The following is a 16967-nucleotide window of genomic DNA, read 5'->3' as shown; positions in this document are numbered from 1 at the left end:
TCCCTACTTGAGGAGCAGCTGCACCATCGCGGCGAGGCCGATCACGACGATCACGCCGCGCAGCACCTTCGGCGAGAGCTTGCGGCCGATCTTCGCGCCGATCTGGCCGCCGATCGTCGACCCGACCGCGAGCAGCGCGACCACGGGCCAGCTGACCGGCGCGATGAAGGCGTAGATCGCGCCCGCGACGATGTTCACCACCGCCGACAGGGCGTTCTTGACGCCGTTGAGCCGTTGCAGCGACTCCGACATCAACATCCCCATCACGGCCATCATCATCACGCCCTGCGCGGCCGTGAAGTATCCGCCGTAGATGCCGATCAGGAAGATCAGGAACAGCAGGAGCGGCCCGATCTTGTGGACCGTCCCGTTCTCCTCGCGGCGCTTCGCGACCCAGGCGGCCACTCGCGGCTGGACGATCACGAGCACCACCGCCAGACCGACCAGCGCGGGTACGACGGTCTCGAAAGCGTCCTTCGGCAGCGAGAGCAGCAGGATCGTCCCGCAGATCGCGCCGAAGAACGACGCCACGGCGAGTTTGGCGACCTGGGGCCAGTAGCCCTTGAGCTCCTCCCGGTAGCCGATCGCCCCGCTGACCGTGCCGGGAGCGAGGCCGATCGCGTTGGAGGTCGTCGCCGTCAGCGGCGAGTAGCCGAGCGCGACCAGGACCGGGAAAGTCACGAGCGTGCCCGAGCCGACGACCGTGTTGATGGTGCCCGCCCAAAGCCCCGCGACGAAGATCACGACCGCGTGCCACCACGTCATAAAGCGCTCACGTCCGCACCCTAAGCACCGTTACCTCCTTTCGCGCCGCGGATGTGTCTGGTCGAACATTCAACGAGCCCGTTATGTCTCGTTCGCGGGGAACCTTCAGTTCTCTTCCGGCAGATGGGCCGCGGTGATCTCCGCGGCGACCGTCCAGCCGAGGGTCAGGTACAGCGCGCGACCCTCCTCCGTCGCGACCAGGACCGCTCGCTCCGCCCCGGCGGCGATCGCCACCTCGTCGAGCCTGCGCATCACGAATCTGCCCAGCCCTCGCCGCTGGTGCTCGGGCTCCGTCACGACCTGATCGATCACCGCCGTGCCGCCGGCGATCGCGACCCGGCCGGTGGCCGCGCGCGAACCGTCCGGCGCGCGCACCACCACGTCGGTGACCACGCCGTCGCCGACCAGCTCCGCCCGGTACGGCTCGGGCGCGGCCAGCACGGGCCGCAGCGCGATCGGGGCGCTCATCAGGTACTCCGGCGGGCCGACCTTCCACTCCGGCGGCACCGTCTTCGCCACCTCGTCCCGCGATCCACTCACCTTCAGCCAGGTTCCGGGTTCGGTCAGCGAACGCGCCCGGCGCTCGACCGATCCGGCGTCCGCCAGCACATATCTCACGCGGTGCCCGGGACGCCCGACGTCGAGCCGGTAGCCGTCCGGCTCGGCGACCGGGAGCCCGACACCGCGCGAAAGCGCCCAGCCGTGCACCCAGGCCTTGATCAGTCCTGTCACCCCAGTCATCCCCGGATGATGACACCCCGCACCGACAATTCCGGGCGTTCCGCCGAACCTGCGAGGATGGCACCGTGGCGGGCGACGGGCGCGAACAGGTGTGGAGTGCGACGGTCGATCATCTGCGCACGATGATCGACTCGGGCAGGCTCCCCGCCGGGTCGAGACTGCCCGCCGAACGGGCGCTCTGCGAACAGCTCGGGATCAGCCGCGGTTCGCTGCGCCAGGCGTTGCGGGTGCTGGATTCCATCGGTTACGTGCAGGTGCGGCCGGGGTCGGGCACCTACGTCCGCGAGAACCTCGACGAGCGGCCCCTGCGCGGCTGGTTCTCCGAGCACGAGCAACTGGTCGAGAAGCTGTTCGACCTGCGGACCACAGTCGAGCCGACGCTGGCCGAGCGGCTCGCGCTCGACCACACGCCACGGGTGCTCGAACGGCTGACGGGCACCGTCGACGAGATGGACCGGGCCGCGGCCGACGGCGACATGCTGCGCGTGATCGCGGCGGACGCCGAATTCCACCGGGTGATAGCGGAGAACGCGGGCAACGACGACGTCACCGATCTGCTGCGTTCGGTGCTGTCGCTGGTCGGCGAGGAGCGGCGCGCGGCGCTGCGGCTTCCGGGGCAGATCCGGAAGGCCGTCGACGAGCATCGCGCGATCCTCGAGGCGATCCGCGGTTCGGACGCGGCGGCCGCGCGGGAGATCACCCTGCGGCATCTGCTCGACGCGAAGACCTACGTCCACGACTACACGTCCGGGGATTGACGTTTCCTTGATGGCGCGCGTGGATCCGTGCGAGTAGAGTTTTCAGAAGATTGTGAAACTTCTGACGGGGGTGTGCGATGGAGAAGGTCCGGTTCACCGAAGAGAAGGCGACGATGCTCGCCACGCTGTACGGCCGGGCGCTCGACGCCCGGAGCGATCGGCCGATCCTCGGCGACAAGGCCGCCGACGAGGCCGTCCAGCAGATCGACTACGACTTCGCGTCGCTGGGCGTGAACGCCGACATGGGCCTGACCGTCGCGATGCGGGCCAAACCGATGGACGACTGGGCCGCTTCGTTCCTCCGGGAGCACCCGGACGCGACCGTCGTCCAGCTCGGCTGCGGGATGGACAGCCGCGTGTACCGCGTCGACCCGCCACCTTCGGTGCGGTGGTTCGACGTCGACTATCCCGAGGTCGTCGATCTGCGCGCCCGGATCTACCCCGAACGGGCCGGATACCGCGCCATCGGCACCTCCGTGACGGATTTCGGCTGGCTCGACGAGATCCCGTCCGACAAACCCGGCCTGGTGATCGCCGAGGGGCTGACGATGTACCTGCGGCCGTCCGAAGGCGAGGAATTGGTGCGGCGATTGATCGCGCATTTCCCGCAGGGCGGCGAAATGGTCTTCGACGTCTTCAGCAGGCTGGGGATCAAGCTGCAGAAGCTGAATCCCGTGGTCCGCAAGGCCAAGGCGACGCTGTACTGGGGTATCGACGAGATCTCCGAACTGGAACGGCTCGGCTTGACGCTGGTCTCGAAGCTCGACTCGACGGATTACGCGACACCTGAGGTGAAGGCGCGGATTTCGGCGTCGATGCGGGCGCAGTTGTGGTTCGCGGGACTGTTCCCGGCGTTCAAGAAGATGGGGCGGATCCTGCGGATGCGGTTCTGAGGGCGGTTCGGCTCGTGAGTGGTAAGGGCTTTCGCGGGCTTCCGCCTATCGAACGTGTCGCGAAAGCCACTTTCGGGACATCAGGTGTCGCGAAAGTGGCTTTCGCGACACGGGCACCGGTGGTGAGGTGGCCTGCGCGGGCGAGTGGCCGGGACCACGACACCTTTGCCTTACTTCTCGATGACCGTCCTAGCCACTCACGAGGCGTCAGCGGGACTCCAGCACCCGCTCGACGAACCGGTGCAGTTTGTCCTCCAGCCGCAAGACGCGTTCCTCCAGCGTCAACGACTCGAACGGCTGCGGCACGTCCGGCTTCAGCTCGCCGCGGATGTACTGGCTGCACGCCAGATTCGCGCACGCGTAGATGCCGAGCGTGTTCCCCTCCCGCCCGGATTTCCCGGCGCGGCGGCCGGAGAACAGCGCGATGTCGGACAGCGGATGTGTCGTCGTGCACAGGCCGCACATGTTGCTCAGCAGGACACGGCCCTTCGGCCGGGGAGCGGCCCGGAGGGACAGCCCGACGGTTTCCCCGCGGTACGGCAGCACCAGATACGCCCGGGAGACGGCCTTCGGATCGCGCCAGCCGAGGAATTCCCTGTCGTCCCAAGGGATCTCTTCGGGCCGGGCGGGCAGCGTGACCCCTTTGGCCTCGCCTCGGGTGCAGTTCACGAAGGACGCCCTGATCTCGTCCTGGCCCAGCGGTTCCATACCCGCACGGTAACCACCGCGCCCGGGAACGGGCGAACCGTTTTCCGCCGGAGGTCATACGATCACCGGGTGCGCGGGATGACGATGTCGAGCCGGTTCCGGCTGGTGCTCAGGACCAGTCTCGGCTTCGCCGCGCTCGGTGTCGGATCCAGTGTGTGCGGTGCCGGAGTGGTCGCGTTGCTGCTGCTCCTGCAGGGCCTGCCGAGCGAGGTCGGCGATCGCGGCTGGATCCTCGGCGTCACCGCGGCCGGCATCGTCGCGCTGGCGCTGATCGTCGGCACCTTGTGGACGGCGTGGCTCCAGCGCCGCACGGCGGTCTGGTTCGTGTTCGGCCGCCCGCCGACGAAGGCCGAGGCCGAGCGGGCGCTCCGGCTCCCGGTCGACATGGGGATCGTCAGCGGGACACTGTGGCTGATCGGCACGATCGCGCTCGGCGCGCTCGCGTGGGTGCTCGGGTCCTGGATGGACGCGCTCGGGATGGCGCTGGTGATCGGGCTCGGCGGGCTCACCACGGTCGGCCTCACCTATCTCGCCGCCGAATGGGTCGCCCGGCCGGTGATGACGATCGCGCTCAAGGTGACCCCGCCGAAGGGGACGCTCAAGGTCACCGTGCTGACCAGGGTGGTCGTCACCTGGTCGCTGGCGAGCGGCGTCCCGTTCCTCGGGGTGCTGCTGGTGGCCACGCCGCCGGATCTCGGCCAGGGTGACCACGTCGCCAGCCTGATCATGATTTCGGTGATCGGGCTGGGCGTCGGCGCGATCGGGACGGGCCTGCTCGCCAAGGCCGTCGCGACGCCGCTGCACCGGCTGCGGGTCGCCCTCGACGAGATCGCCCGCGGCAACAAGGAGATCGTGGTCGAGGTCGACGACTCCAGCGAGATCGGCCTGCTCCAGACGTCGGTCAACGACCTGGCCGCCGGGCTCCGCGAGCAGGAACGGATGCGGGATCTGTTCGGCAGGCACGTCGGGGACGAGGTCGCGCGGCACGCGCTGGAGTACGGCGCCTCCCTGTCGGGTGACGTGCGCGAGGTGACGGCTCTGTTCGTCGACGTCGTCGATTCGACGGCGCTGGCGAGCCGCACCCCGCCCGAAGACCTCGTGAAGATGCTCAACCGGTTCTTCACCAGTGTGGTGCTCGCCGTCGGGGCGCGCGGCGGGCTGGTCAACAAGTTCCAGGGTGACGCCGCGCTCTGCGTCTTCGGCGCCCCGACCAGGCTCGCGGACGCGCCGACGGCGGCGCTCGCGGCCGCACGGGCGATCCGGGACGCGGTCCAGGAGACCGGCGAGCTGGACCTCGGCATCGGGGTCGCGAGCGGGCGGGTCTTCGCCGGTCAGCTGGGGACCAGCAGCCGGTTCGAGTACACCGTCATCGGCGACGCGGTGAACGAGGCCGCGCGGCTGACCGAGTACGCGAAAGCCGCCGACGGCCGGATCCTGGCGAGCGAAGCGGTGCTCAAAGCGGCCCTGGAGAGCGAGCGTTCGCACTGGGAGCCGTACGCGGAACTGGAACTGCGCGGTCGCCAGGAACCGACGCACGCCTGGGCGCTCAGCCGGGAATGACGTCCGGCCAGCGCAGCAGCGTCGAGCCCCAGGTCAGCCCTGCGCCGAAGGCCCCCATCACGACGCGGTGCCCCGGCTGGAGGGCACCGTCCTTGGCGGCGTCGGCCAGCGCGATCGGGATCGACGCGGCGCTCGTGTTGCCCACCTTCTCGATGTTCGAGTACATCACGTCCTCCGCGAGCCCGAGCTGCTTCGCGCAGGTCTGCAGGATGCGGATGTTCGCCTGGTGCCCGATGAACCGGTCGACGTCGCCGACCGCCCAGCCCGCGGAGCCCAGCACCGCGCGCGCCGATTCGGCCATGCGGGCACAGGCGTGCCGGAAGACGGTCTGGCCCTGCATCACCAGGTAGTGGTCGCGCGGATCGTCCGAGCGGCGGTTCTTCGCGCCGCCCGCCTCGACCCAGAGCAGCTCCGCGAGCGCGCCTTCGCTGTGCAGGTCGAACGGGCCGAGCGCGCCGAGCTCGTCCGGCTCGCCCGCGCGCAGCAGGACCGCGCCCGCGCCGTCGCCGAAGATCGGCACCGTGCCGCGGTCTTCGGGGTCGACGAGGGAGGTGAAGACGTCGGCGCCGATCACCAGCACCCGCCGCGCGATCCCGGCGGCGATCAGCCCGGCGCCGGTGGCGAGCCCGTAGACGAACCCGCTGCACACGGCGTTGACGTCGAACGCGGCGACCCCGTTCAGCCCGAGCTCGGTCGCGACCTGCGGCGCGCTGGCCGGGCACAGCTGGTCGGCCGTGGACGTCGCGAGGACGACCGCGTCCGCCGCGGTCTCCCCCGCCGACGCCAAGGCCCGGCGTCCCGCCTCGACCGCGAGGTCCACAGTGGACGTCCCGGGGTCGACGACCCGGCGTTCGGCGATGCCGGTCCGCGAGCGGATCCACTCATCGGAGGTGTCCAGCCGCTGGGCGATCTCCTCGTTGCCCACCACGCGCGGAGGCAGCCACGAGCCGAGACCGGCGAGAACGGCGGCCTGAGATGAGGGCACCGAGGAATCCTTTCGCGGGGAATGAGAGGTCTGCCATTCACTTGTAAGCGCTACCATTCAGTAGACCCGTCAGTTGTGTTCCGGGTCACAATTCAAAGAATTCTCACCTTCTTTTCCCGGAGTGACCGGGCACACGGGCCGCCCACCCGAACGGGTGACGCACACCGCGCCGAAGCGCGCGCGGAGAACAGGCGCCCGGGAGAGCCGTCCGGCTAGCCTGACCAGGTGCACACACCCGACCTCGACCGCATGGACGTCGCCATCCTCGCCTGCCTCCAGTCCGACGCCCGCACGATCGCCGAGCACATCGGCGCGAAGGTGGGCCTGTCGGCGGCCGCCGTGCAGCGGCGGATCAAGCGGCTGCGGGAGACCGGGGTGATCGAACGCGAGGTGGCGGTGCTGTCCCCGCGGGCGCTCGGGCTGTCGATGACGTTCGTGGTGATGGTCGAGATGGAACGCGAGAACCTCGCGGTCCTCGACGGGTTCCGGCGTCAGGTGCTCGCGGACGACAACGTCCAGCAGTGTTACTACGTCACCGGTAACGCGGATTTCGTGCTCGTGGTGACCTGCCGGGACATGGCGGATTTCGAGACGTTCACGCGGCGGATGTTCTTCGACAACCCGAACGTCCGGCACTTCACGACGTCGGTGGCGATGGACCGGGTCAAGACGGGACTGTCGCTGCCACTGGAGCCCTGAGGGGGCCGAAGGGGACTTTCCCCGCGTCTCATGGGGCGAAAGCGCCCTTCACCGCGTCGCATGCGGGTATGGCGTCCTTCGGCGCTCCTTCATCCAAAAAGGACCGAGCGCAAGGGGTCTGTGCCCGGCGTTACACCACTATGGACAGATGCAGCCGATAGCGTGAACGTCGTCGCAGTCGCGTCATCCGGCGCAGGTCCGGCCATCTCCTCCCCGAGACGAAAAGTTCGCGCCGCGCGAACCACGAGCACCAGAGGAGTGGCCGTGCACACCGACGCAATTCACCAGAGCCAGTTCGTTCTGCTGAACAACAGCAGCACGCCCGTTCTTTCCCGCCTGTCCTTCCACGCCGGCGAGCCGTTCGCGGTCACCGTGTCGTTCCGGACGGAGCGCGGCCGGTGGGTCGAGTGGACCTTCGCGCGTGAGCTGCTCGTCACCGGCCTCACCGACCCCGCCGGGCTCGGCGACGTCCGTGTCCGCCCCGACCTCTCGGAGGACGAGGCGCTGCTGACGCTCGAAATCGAGTCACCCGACGGTTACGCGTCGTTCGAGCTCGAACGTGAGGACGTCGAGACGTTCCTCGAGTCCACGTACGAGCTCGTCCCGCTCGGCTCCGAGAGCGAGCACTTCGACGTCGAAGCGCTGATCGAGGAGATCAGCAACGTCTGAGACTTTCCCGCGGCACGAAAACGAAGGGCGGCCCGAGTGCGCTGGAGGCACTCGGTCCGCCCTTCGTCCTGTGTCAGCCCAGGACCAGGGAGGTCCCGGTCGCGGACAACGCCGGCCGCACCGGGAAGAAGTACGTCACCGAGCTGTTGCCACCGGACAACATGCCCTGGGCCTGGTTGCCCGCGATGAACGAACCGCCGGAGTCGCCCGCCTGCGAGCGGACGTTGGTGGCGGTCATGCCGTACACCGTGCCTTCGGCGTAGCGGACGGTCTGGTTCTTGGCGCCGACGGTGCCGCAGGTCCATCCGGTGGTCGACCCCGACTTGCAGACCGACGCGCCGGTGGCCGCCACGGTCGAACCGCTCACGCGGGTGCCGTTGTTGATGACCCCGCGCGGCACCCAGTTGCTGTTGACCCGGACGTGGCCGTAGTCGTTCCCGGGGAAGCTGGCGCGGGCGAACGAGCCCATCGCGACCCGGTTGGAGCCGGTCACCGTGCCGGGGCCGCAGTGGCCGGCGGTCAGGAAGCCGCCGTTGACCGAGAAGCCGATCGAGCACCGCGAAGAGCTGTTGATGTAGTACGCGTCGCCACCGCGGACGTCGTACTTCAGCGTCGGCACCGAAGTGGTCTCGACCACCGCGACGGCGGCCTTGTCCACCTTGGTCTTCTCCAGGTACGAGTCGACGACGCCGCTCTTGCCCGGCAGGACGCTCACCGTCACGCGGTTGGTCTTGGTGTCGACTCCCCAGCCGGTGATCGCGCCGTCCGCCGCGCGCTCACCCGCGTTCAGTTTGTCCACAGTGGAATCGAGCTGGGCCGCCGAGAAGCGGACGAGTTCCGCTTCCGCGCCACTGGCGAGGACCTGCCCCAGTTTCGCCGCGTCCGTGACGCCGACGCGGAGCTTGCCGGTGGCCTCGTTGTAGCTCGCGCCGCCGAAGCTGCCGGCGAGCGCCGAGGCGAGTGACTGTTCGAGAGTGCCGGCCGCCGTCTCGCTCTGGATCCGGGCGAGCGCCTGGCCGGCGGTCAGGCCGAGGTCCCGTTGCAGGGCGGGAACCATCTCGGCGTTGAGCAGAGTGTCCGAAGATGCTGAGGTCGCTGCCGCGGGGGTACCCGTGACGAGCGCGCCGGTGGCCAGTGCTGCCGTGGCGGCCACACCGAGGAGCTTCGTGATCTTCATGCTTCTCCCTCGTCATCACGCACGGCTCCGGTTCGCCATGCGATGGCCCTCCCCTGACGGGTGAGGGTTCTGGACTCGGACGAAGGGCGCAATCCGGGTCGGCGCGGGATAGGTATACCCATTCTTCGGGGACCGGATCTCCTGCTCCAGGTGCGGACACCTAGAGCAGGCACCCGGACGGGGCCGTCCGTAAGTAGGGTTTCGAGGCAAATACCTTGCGTAGTCATGGCCACCCCCTGAACGTGGGATGACTCGCTGAATCGGGTTGGTCGCCGACGTTTCGGGTGTCCGGTGATTTTCCAACCGACGATCCGTCAGTCAACCGGTGACGCTGCGTCCGCGAACGGCCTCGGGGGGTGCCCGTGGTGTCCGGGTTGGGTGGTTTACGACTGAGTAGGCAGTGCTTAGGCTCCGCAGGACAACGCACAAGATCGTGTCGGGCTCAGCGGGAACTCCCCACCGAGGAGCGCATGATGTGGCTTGCCACCCCTCGCCCGACCTCGGTTTCGGTCCGCGCCGGATCGACGGCGCTCGTGGGCCGCGACGTCGAGGTCTCGGCGATCGTGAAGATCCTGCTGCGCCGTCCCGCCGCCGTGCTGATCGAAGGCGAACCCGGGATGGGCCGCAGCAGGTTGCTCGAAGAGCTGGCCGGACGCCGTGAATTCGCGGCCGCCCGGGTGCTCCGGGGTGCCTGCCAGCCGATGCGTGAGCCGTTCCCGTTCGGACCGGTGCTCGAAGCGCTGCGTTCGGCGGGCGACCGGCCGCTCGGTCCGCTCAGCCCGGTCGCCGGGGTACTGAGACCCTTGCTGCCCGAACTGGCCGAAAGCCTTCCACCCCAACCGGAACCACTCGCCGACCCGTGCGCCGAACGGCACCGCCAGTTCCGCGCCGTCCGCGAACTCCTGATCGCCTGCGGGCCCGCGCTCGTCCTGATCGACGACCTCCAGTGGGCCGACGAAGGCACCCGCGACCTCATGCGTTTCCTCGCCGCGGCCATGCCCGCCGAACTGGCCGTCGTCGCGGCGTACCGCTCCGGCTCGCCGTCGGGACACGGCGGCGCCGGCATCCCGTTCCGCACCCCGCCGAACGTCCAGACCGCCCGTGTGACGCTGGGCCCGCTCGACGTCGAGGCCGTCGGGAAACTGGCCGAGGAACTGCTGGACCTGCCGCGGGTTTCCGCGCCGTTCACCGCGAAGCTCCACGAAAGCACCGCCGGTATCCCGTTCGTGGTCGAGGAGACCCTGCGGGCGCTGCGGGACGCGGCCGGACGTCTGCCGATCGGCGAGGTCCTGAGCGACCGGCTGCTGGAGAGCCTCGAAGTCCCGATCTCCTTGCGTGAGGCCATCACCGAACGGCTCGACGCGCTCCCCGGGCCCGCCGTCCGGCTGGCCCGCGCGGCGGCGGTGCTCGCCGTCCCGTCCGAGCCCGCGGTGATCGGCGAACTCGCCGGGCTGGACGGTGACGGGCTCCGCGCCGCCCTTTTGTCCACTTTGGATGGCGGCGTCCTCGGCGAACTCGGCGGCGACCGCTACGGCTTCCGGCATCCGTTGGCCCGCAAGGCCGTCTACGACACGGTGAGCGGACCGGAACGCACCCTGCTGCATTCGCGCGCCATCCAGGTGCTCGCCGGACAGCCGGTCCCGCCGCTCACCCTGCTGGCGAACCACTCGCGCGCGGCGGGCCGGACGGAACAGTGGCGTCACTACGCCGAAGCCGCCGCCGACGAGGCCATCGCCCACGGCGACACGTCCCGGGCCATCGACCTGCTCCAGTCCGTGCTCGCCGACTCGGGGCTCGGCGAGGACGACATCGCCCGGCTGGCCACGAAGCTCAGCCAGGTCGCGCTGCGCGGGTTCCGACCGGACGTCATCGAGACACTTGAGCGGATCCTCGAGGACCTCGCCGACCTGCGCCCGAGCGTGCGCGGGACGATCCGGCTCAGCCTCGGGATGCTGCTGGTCCGCACGATCGGGCGGCTCGGCCGCGGCCGGGTCGAGGTGGAGAAGGCGATCACCGAACTGGTCGACGAGCCGGAACTGGCCGCGCGCGGGATCAACCTGCTCGCCCAGCCGATCGACGGGCTGACCCCGTTGTCCTGGCACGAGGTCTGGCTGGAGCGGGCCCGCGAGGTCTTCGGCCGGATCGAAGACCCGGAACTGCGGCTCGCGCTGCTCGGCGACCGGATCTCCACCCAGGCGCATATCGGCGACGGATCGGCCTGGGCCGAGTTCACCGCGCTGCCGGACCAGGCGGGCAGCGTCGCCGAACGGGTCCAGCTGGCGCGGTTGTGGTGCAACCTCGCCGACGCGCAGTCCTGGGCGGGCCATCTGACCAGGGCGGAAAAGCTGGTCACGGAAGGGATCCGCCGCGCGACCGACGCCGGGGCGCTCTACGCCGCCGGGCTCGCGCAGGGCACCCGGGTCCGGCTCGACTGGGTGCGCGGCGACTGGTCCGGTCTCGCGGAGGCCACCGAACAGCTGCGCGACGCCTATCCCGACCTCGGCCCGATCGTCATGGAATGCTCGCTGGTCCTCGGCGGGTTGTCCGCCGTTCGCGGGGAATTCGCCGCCGCGCAACGACATCTGGCCGCGGCCAGCGTCCACGCCCCGGAGCACGGGCCCATCCCCGTCGTCCTTTCGGCCGCCGGGGTCCTGATCCGGGTGCTCCTGGCGACGGACGACGTCGACGGCGCGTGCGCGGCGGCCGACAACGCCGTCGCAGCGGCCCGGCGCAAGGGCGTCTGGGTGTGGGCGGCGGCGCTGGTGCCCGCCGCGGCCGAGGCCTACACGCGGGCCGGGCGCTGGTCGGAGGCGGACGCCGTGGTCGAGGAATTCGCCCGCGGGATCGAAGGCAAGGACTCGCCGGTCTCCGGGGTGGCCCTGCTCGCCGGCCGGGCGATCCTGCTCGACGCGCGCGGGAAACACCCCGCCGCGGCAACGGTTTTCGACGAGGCCGCGGCGGGCTACGAGGCGCTGCCGATGCCGTATCAGGCGATCGGCGCCCGGGAGCGGGCGGCGCTGGCCCGGCTGAACGCCGGCCGTCACGCCGCGGGCGACCGCACGGCGATCGAGGAGCTCACGGCGGCCGCGGAGGCCTACGAGCGGCTCGGCGCGACCAGGGACGCCGGCCGCTGCCGCCACCAGCTGCGGGAACACGGCGCGTGGGCCCCCTCGCAGCGCGGGCGGCGCGGCTACGGCCAGGAGCTGTCGCCTCGCGAACTCGAGGTCGCGCGAATGCTGTCCGACGGACGGACGAACCGGGAGATAGCGGACGGACTGTTCCTTTCCCCGCGTACGGTCGAGCAGCATGTCGCCAAGGTGCTGCGGAAACTCGGGGCCCGGTCGCGGACGGACGTGGCCCGCCGGATGACGACCTACGCGCCCGCTTCGGCGGACCGGTAGCTCGCCACCTGAGGGGCTGGGCAGGGTGCGAAGGCCGCGTTTCCTCGGCTGAGCCGAGGGAAGGGGGCCTTCACGCGCGGCCGTTGTGCCTTTTGGTGCAGGTGGGGCGTACGTGGCGGTCACCGAGGCAGCGAAGGCCTGGAAACATCCCTTGTGGACAGTCGGGAGCGTCGCGACGAGCCCGCGGGGGTGTCGCGAAAGCCACTTTCGGGACTTCAGACGTCGCGAAAGTGGCTTTCGCGACGCCCCCGGACCGGGCCGGCCCGCACCCGGCGGGAGACCGGCCGACCAGGCCGGTCACGGTGCCCGCTATTCCTTTAGGGGCAGGAAAAGTGCCCGATCGGGCATGGTGATCCATTCCATCGGGTTCACCGGTGTACGTATGGTTTCGTAGGTTCATGCGCTGTGCTAGTTTGTTTTGGCCATTAACAAAGTCGGGGCCCGACCCCGTGAGGGAGTAGCGCAGAAGCATGGCTGAGCGAGCCGATTTCGCGCTGGGGACGGTCGAGGCGACAGTGGTCGGGCAGGCGCTTGGCGTCGATGCCCGCTTGTTTCCCTTGCGCGTCCAGAACACTTCGATCGACCCCGAGCGCTACGCGGCGATCGTCCGGAAGGTCTACACCGACCTCGAACGGCGCCGCCTGTCGATCGACGGCGAGCTGAACCAGGCCGTCCGCACCGCGTTCGCGCTGCTCGGGAACCACCGGATCACCGTTTCGATCAACGGTATCGACGGTATCGGCCAGGACATCGCCGTTCTCGCGCTCACCGACGGCAGGCAGGCGCTCGGCATCACGCAGGCCCACGGCGAAGACCTCCTGCAGTTCGCGCTCTTCTCCGACGAAGAGCTGGTCGAGGTCCTCTCCGGGGTGCTGCCCCGGATGCGCCCCGCGTCGACCGGCCGCCGCACCCTCGTGCAGAAGGAGGAGCGCGCCGTCTCCGCGATGGCCGCGCGCCGCCAGGCCGAAGCCGAATTCGACGAGGAAGAGACCGACGCGTTCGGCAACCTCCAGTTCACCGGCGTCGTCCGCGCCCGGTCCGAGGCCCCGGCGCCGCGCAACGACGAGAGCGACGTCGAGGTCCTGGAGAAGGTGCTGTCCGGGACCCGCCTCGGCGGCGGGTACATCATCGTGAGCGGGATCGGCCGCCGCGGCGAACGGCTCCGGTCGACGCCGTTGAGCTGGCTCGACACCGAAGACGGCCGGTACCTGATCCGGACCGAGACCGACGAAGCCTCCGGCGCCGTGATCGGTCACTACGACCCGGCGAGTCAGTCGGGCGTGGCGAACGCGATCCGGGACGCCATCGCGGACATCTACTGACCTTCCTGAATCCGGCGAGAGGACCCTCCGTTGACCGAGGAAGCACAAGAACTGCAGCCGACGACGGCGTGGGCCCCCGTGAAGGTCGGGCTCTCGGGCACGCAGCTGAAGCGTATGGCGGTGCAAGGCGGCTTCGCCGTCGACGAGACCACCGGCCAGGAGATGATCCGTTCACTCCAGGGTGTGATCGACAGCCTTGAGGAGCGCTGGAGCGCGCTGACCAAGCTGCAGAAGTCGCCGCCGATGAGCTCCACCGCGACCGCCCGCTGGGTGTCGGAGCACATGCACGGCACCGCGACGGACGCGCAAGGCCTGCTCACCCAGCTCCAGGCCGCTCGCGCCGAGTTCCCGACCTACATCGAGGCGATCGAGCTCGCCCAGCGGAACTACCGGGAACGCGACACCCAGAACCAGCGCGACCTGAAGCAGATCGACACCGAGATCTGAAGGAGAGACCCGTGACCGAATCCGAGGAGAAGACGGCGAAGGTCTCCGACCCGAACTCGCCCGATTACGACAAGCTCGACCCGCACTACGACCCGACGGCCGACTCGTCGTCCGACTACTACGTCGGGCCGCTGGCGGACGAGGCCGCCTCCGGCGACGAGATCCGGGCCGGGGCCTCGGCGGGTACGGACGCCCTCTTCAACATCCTCGGCTGGGGGCAGACGCCGCTCGTCCTCGTGAAGGACCAGTTCACGCAGAAGATGTACGAGGCGCAGCTGGAGAAGGCACGCGAGGGTCTCGACAAGAACCTGGACATCCGCAAGCCCGGGGAGCCACCGTCCACGGTCTGGGCGAACGCCACCCACGAGCAGATGCAGACCGCGATCGCGGACAACGCGGATCCGGCCGCGGTGGGCGAGACCTCCGAAGAATGGATCCGGGCGGGCAACGACCTGGCCTCGCACCAGCGCAACCTGGCCAAGGCGATCAGCGCGAGCACGGCCAACTGGGAGGGCGAGGGCGGCGACGCGGCCCGCGAGCACCTCGCCGGTGTCGGCAAATGGCTCGGCTCGACCGCGAACGGCGCGACGCTGGCCGGACGGCAGCAGCAGATCCACTCGCAGACGCTCAACGAGACGCAGAAGCAGATGGCGGCGAACCCGCCGGTGGCGTTCAGCGTGCAGGAGGCCAACGCCAACCTGCAGAAGATCACCGACCCGTACGTCTACATGGCGCAGCTCGGGAAGGACCTCAGCACCTTCAAGAAGCAGCAGGACGCGCGGGACCAGGCCGCGAAGGTGATGACCGACTTCGACAGCACGGTCGGCTCGGCGATCGCCACCCCGGCGTTCCCCGCCCCGCCGAAGCTGGCGACCGCGACCCGGCAGCTCCAAGGCAGCCCCGCGGGCGGTGGCGCGGGTTCGCCCGCCGGCACGCTTCGCGACCGGATGGCGCCCGAGGGCGCCGAGGGCACCCCCTTCAGCGCGGTCTCGGACCGGACGCGCCCCGACGGCCTCGTCGCTTCGATGGACGGCACGCCGCAGGGCGGGGCCGGTGGCCCCGGTGGCGTGTCGCCGTTCACCTCGCCGAACGGCGGGCCGGGCGGTTCCTTCCCCGGTGGTGGCGGTCCCGGCGGCGGCCCTGGTGGTGGTCCCGGCGGCTTCCCCGGTGGTGGCGGCCCCGGCTCCAGCCCGGTCATGCCCAACATCGGCGTCCCGAACGGGCCGACGGGCGGCGAGACCTACAAGCCGGCGGCGTCGACGGGCCCCACCCTCCCGAACATGCCCAAGATCGACGACACCACGCGCACCACGGGCTACACCCCGCCGTCCGTGACGCCGCCGTCGTTCACCCCGCCGAACATCCCCATCCCGGAGAGCGGCGGCCCCCGGCCCGGTGGCGGTCTTCCGTTCACGCCCCCGAACATCCCGATCCCCAACGGCCCCAACAGCAACGGCCCCAACAGCGGCGGCCCGAGGCCGGTCATGCCGAACATCCCGCCGATCCCGCGTCCCGGTGGCATCGGCGAGCGGCTCACCGGCCCCTCGTTCCCGGACGGCAACTCCTACAAGGGCACGCCGTACAACCCGCCCAAACTCGGCGGCATGCCGAACATCCCCGGCGGTGGCGGCACCGGCGGGACCAGCGGCTTCGGCGGCGGCGGTACCGGTGCCGGTGGCGCGGGCGGCGGAGGCCTCGGCGGGGCCGGCCGCGCGACGGGTTCGCTCGGCATGGGCGGCGCCGTCGGCGCGGGCGCGATGGACGCCGAAGCGGCCGCGGCCCGTGCGGCGGCCTCCGGTGGCAAGCCGGGTACGCCCGGCGGCATGGGGCCGATGGGCGGCATGGCCCCCGGCGCGGGCAAGGGACAGGGCCAGGACGACAAGGAGCACAAGGTCGCCGACTACGTCGAGTCCGACGACCCGTCCTTCTTCGCCGCCGACGAGGTCGTGGCGCCGCCGGTGATCGGCGACTGGAAGAACAAGGACTGGAAGTGACGGCGTCGTTCGAGGTCGATCCGGACGACCTGACCGCGCACGCGAGCCATCTCGAAGGGCTCGTCGACCGGCTGAACACGGCGCACGGCGCGACCGGTTCGGCGATGTCTTCGGACGCGTACGGCCTGCTGTGCGCGTTCCTGCCGCCGATCGTCAACCCGGCGGGTGAACGCGCGGCCGAGGCGGTCAAGGCGGCCGCGGAAGGCATCCAGTCGACGGCGGACAACGTCCGCACCGCCGCCAAGTCCTATGTAGACGGTGACCAGACCAACGCGGAACCGTTCAAGGCGGACTTCAAGGCCTTGGACATCGGAGGAAAGCAGTGACCGGCGGGAACGAGCTCGGCGAGCTCATGCTGGACCCCGACGAGGCCCAGCGCAGAATGGACCGATGGGCCGCGGGGCTGGAAGAGAAGGCCCAGCGTTACGCGGCCGCGCAGGAGCGGACGGAGCAGCTGAGGCTGACCGCGTCCAGCTCCGACGGCGCCGTCAAGGTCACCGTCGGGGCGGACGGCGGCGTGACGGACATCGAGTTCGGCACCAAGGCCAGGACGTATCCGCTGGAGGAGCTGTCGCGGCAGATCCTCCAGACCATGCACCAGGCCCAGTCCGGGATCGCGAACCAGGTCGCCGAGGTCATGCAGGAATCGCTCGGTGACGAGGACCAGGAGACCAGGGCGCTGATGATCGGCACCCTGCGCAGCCGCTTCCCCGAGCTGGAAGAGGAAGAGCCCCCGGCCCCGCCCGCGCCCCCGGCGTCGTCCGCCGAAACACCGCCTCCTCCGCCGCAGGCGCCTCGCGAAAAGCGTCACGAAGCGCCGGACGACGAAGAGAATTCCCCCTGGTGAG

16 protein-coding genes are annotated in these 16967 nt (G+C 70.2%); 11 read left to right on the top strand and 5 right to left on the bottom strand.

All coding sequences use genetic code 11. The annotated features are described in order from the left end of the window. Positions 1–3 precede the first annotated feature (3 nt). A complete protein-coding gene (locus ACOCEP_RS12645) occupies positions 4–765 on the bottom strand; it encodes a sulfite exporter TauE/SafE family protein (protein WP_396554624.1) in 762 nt (253 codons plus the stop codon). A gap of 105 nt (positions 766–870) precedes the next feature. Next, a complete protein-coding gene (locus ACOCEP_RS12640; RefSeq protein ID WP_482339702.1) occupies positions 871–1497 on the bottom strand; it encodes a GNAT family N-acetyltransferase in 627 nt (208 codons plus the stop codon). A 74-nt stretch (positions 1498–1571) separates the two neighbouring features. On the opposite strand from ACOCEP_RS12640, the gene ACOCEP_RS12635 reads away from it, so the two are divergent. Further along, entirely contained in the window at positions 1572–2264 is a 693-nt protein-coding gene (locus tag ACOCEP_RS12635; protein WP_482337395.1) for a FadR/GntR family transcriptional regulator, read from the top strand. 77 nt (positions 2265–2341) lie between these two features. After that, the gene (locus ACOCEP_RS12630) at positions 2342–3157 is read left to right on the top strand and encodes a class I SAM-dependent methyltransferase (protein WP_482337394.1); all 816 of its coding nucleotides are present in this window, start codon (positions 2342–2344) and stop codon (positions 3155–3157) included. 207 nt (positions 3158–3364) lie between these two features. Here ACOCEP_RS12630 and ACOCEP_RS12625 read toward each other — a convergent pair whose 3' ends face one another. Further along, positions 3365–3865, bottom strand: a complete 501-nt coding sequence (locus tag ACOCEP_RS12625; protein ID WP_482337393.1) for an FBP domain-containing protein — start codon at positions 3863–3865, stop codon at positions 3365–3367. An 84-nt stretch (positions 3866–3949) separates the two neighbouring features. Here ACOCEP_RS12625 and ACOCEP_RS12620 point away from each other — a divergent pair, with 84 nt between their 5' ends. Continuing rightward, positions 3950–5425 carry an adenylate/guanylate cyclase domain-containing protein gene (locus ACOCEP_RS12620; protein ID WP_482339701.1) on the top strand — a complete coding sequence of 492 codons (1476 nt, stop codon included), beginning with the start codon at positions 3950–3952 and terminating at the stop codon, positions 5423–5425. Here the strand turns inward: ACOCEP_RS12620 and ACOCEP_RS12615 are convergent. Beyond that, on the bottom strand, positions 5412–6410 hold the full coding sequence (locus tag ACOCEP_RS12615) for a beta-ketoacyl-ACP synthase III (RefSeq protein ID WP_482337392.1): 999 nt from the start codon (positions 6408–6410) through the stop codon (positions 5412–5414). The genes ACOCEP_RS12620 and ACOCEP_RS12615 overlap by 14 nt on opposite strands. A 225-nt stretch (positions 6411–6635) precedes the next feature. Between ACOCEP_RS12615 and ACOCEP_RS12610 the strand changes: the two genes are divergently transcribed. Both ACOCEP_RS12610 and ACOCEP_RS12605 read left to right on the top strand, forming a co-directional pair. Next, positions 6636–7109, top strand: a complete 474-nt coding sequence (locus tag ACOCEP_RS12610; protein WP_192747544.1) for an Lrp/AsnC family transcriptional regulator — start codon at positions 6636–6638, stop codon at positions 7107–7109. 264 nt (positions 7110–7373) lie between these two features. After that, positions 7374–7778, top strand: a complete 405-nt coding sequence (locus tag ACOCEP_RS12605) for an SsgA family sporulation/cell division regulator (RefSeq protein WP_034319994.1) — start codon at positions 7374–7376, stop codon at positions 7776–7778. Positions 7779–7851: 73 nt separating this feature from the next. Here ACOCEP_RS12605 and ACOCEP_RS12600 read toward each other — a convergent pair whose 3' ends face one another. Continuing rightward, positions 7852–8955, bottom strand: a complete 1104-nt coding sequence (locus ACOCEP_RS12600) for a S1 family peptidase (RefSeq protein WP_482337391.1) — start codon at positions 8953–8955, stop codon at positions 7852–7854. Between the two features lie 473 nt (positions 8956–9428). Between ACOCEP_RS12600 and ACOCEP_RS12595 the strand changes: the two genes are divergently transcribed. From ACOCEP_RS12595 to ACOCEP_RS12570, 6 genes are all read left to right on the top strand, one after another. Further along, positions 9429–12356 (top strand): helix-turn-helix transcriptional regulator, encoded by a 2928-nt coding sequence (locus ACOCEP_RS12595; protein ID WP_482339700.1) that lies wholly within the window; start codon positions 9429–9431, stop codon positions 12354–12356. 470 nt (positions 12357–12826) lie between these two features. Next, positions 12827–13678 (top strand): ESX secretion-associated protein EspG, encoded by an 852-nt coding sequence (locus tag ACOCEP_RS12590; protein ID WP_482337390.1) that lies wholly within the window; start codon positions 12827–12829, stop codon positions 13676–13678. Between the two features lie 30 nt (positions 13679–13708). Then, the gene (locus ACOCEP_RS12585) at positions 13709–14125 is read left to right on the top strand and encodes a hypothetical protein (protein ID WP_482337389.1); all 417 of its coding nucleotides are present in this window, start codon (positions 13709–13711) and stop codon (positions 14123–14125) included. An 11-nt stretch (positions 14126–14136) separates the two neighbouring features. Continuing rightward, a complete protein-coding gene (locus tag ACOCEP_RS12580) occupies positions 14137–16119 on the top strand; it encodes a hypothetical protein (RefSeq protein WP_482337388.1) in 1983 nt (660 codons plus the stop codon). Further along, the gene (locus ACOCEP_RS12575; protein ID WP_482337387.1) at positions 16116–16445 is read left to right on the top strand and encodes a type VII secretion target; all 330 of its coding nucleotides are present in this window, start codon (positions 16116–16118) and stop codon (positions 16443–16445) included. Before ACOCEP_RS12580 ends, ACOCEP_RS12575 begins: the two co-directional genes overlap by 4 nt. Next, positions 16442–16966 (top strand): YbaB/EbfC family nucleoid-associated protein, encoded by a 525-nt coding sequence (locus ACOCEP_RS12570; protein WP_482337386.1) that lies wholly within the window; start codon positions 16442–16444, stop codon positions 16964–16966. The genes ACOCEP_RS12575 and ACOCEP_RS12570 overlap by 4 nt, the downstream gene beginning before the upstream one ends. Position 16967: the final 1 nt, after the last annotated feature.

It is taken from the genome of Amycolatopsis sp. CA-211722, from assembly GCF_056828465.1.
This window is presented reverse-complemented; position numbering and strand designations above follow the sequence as displayed.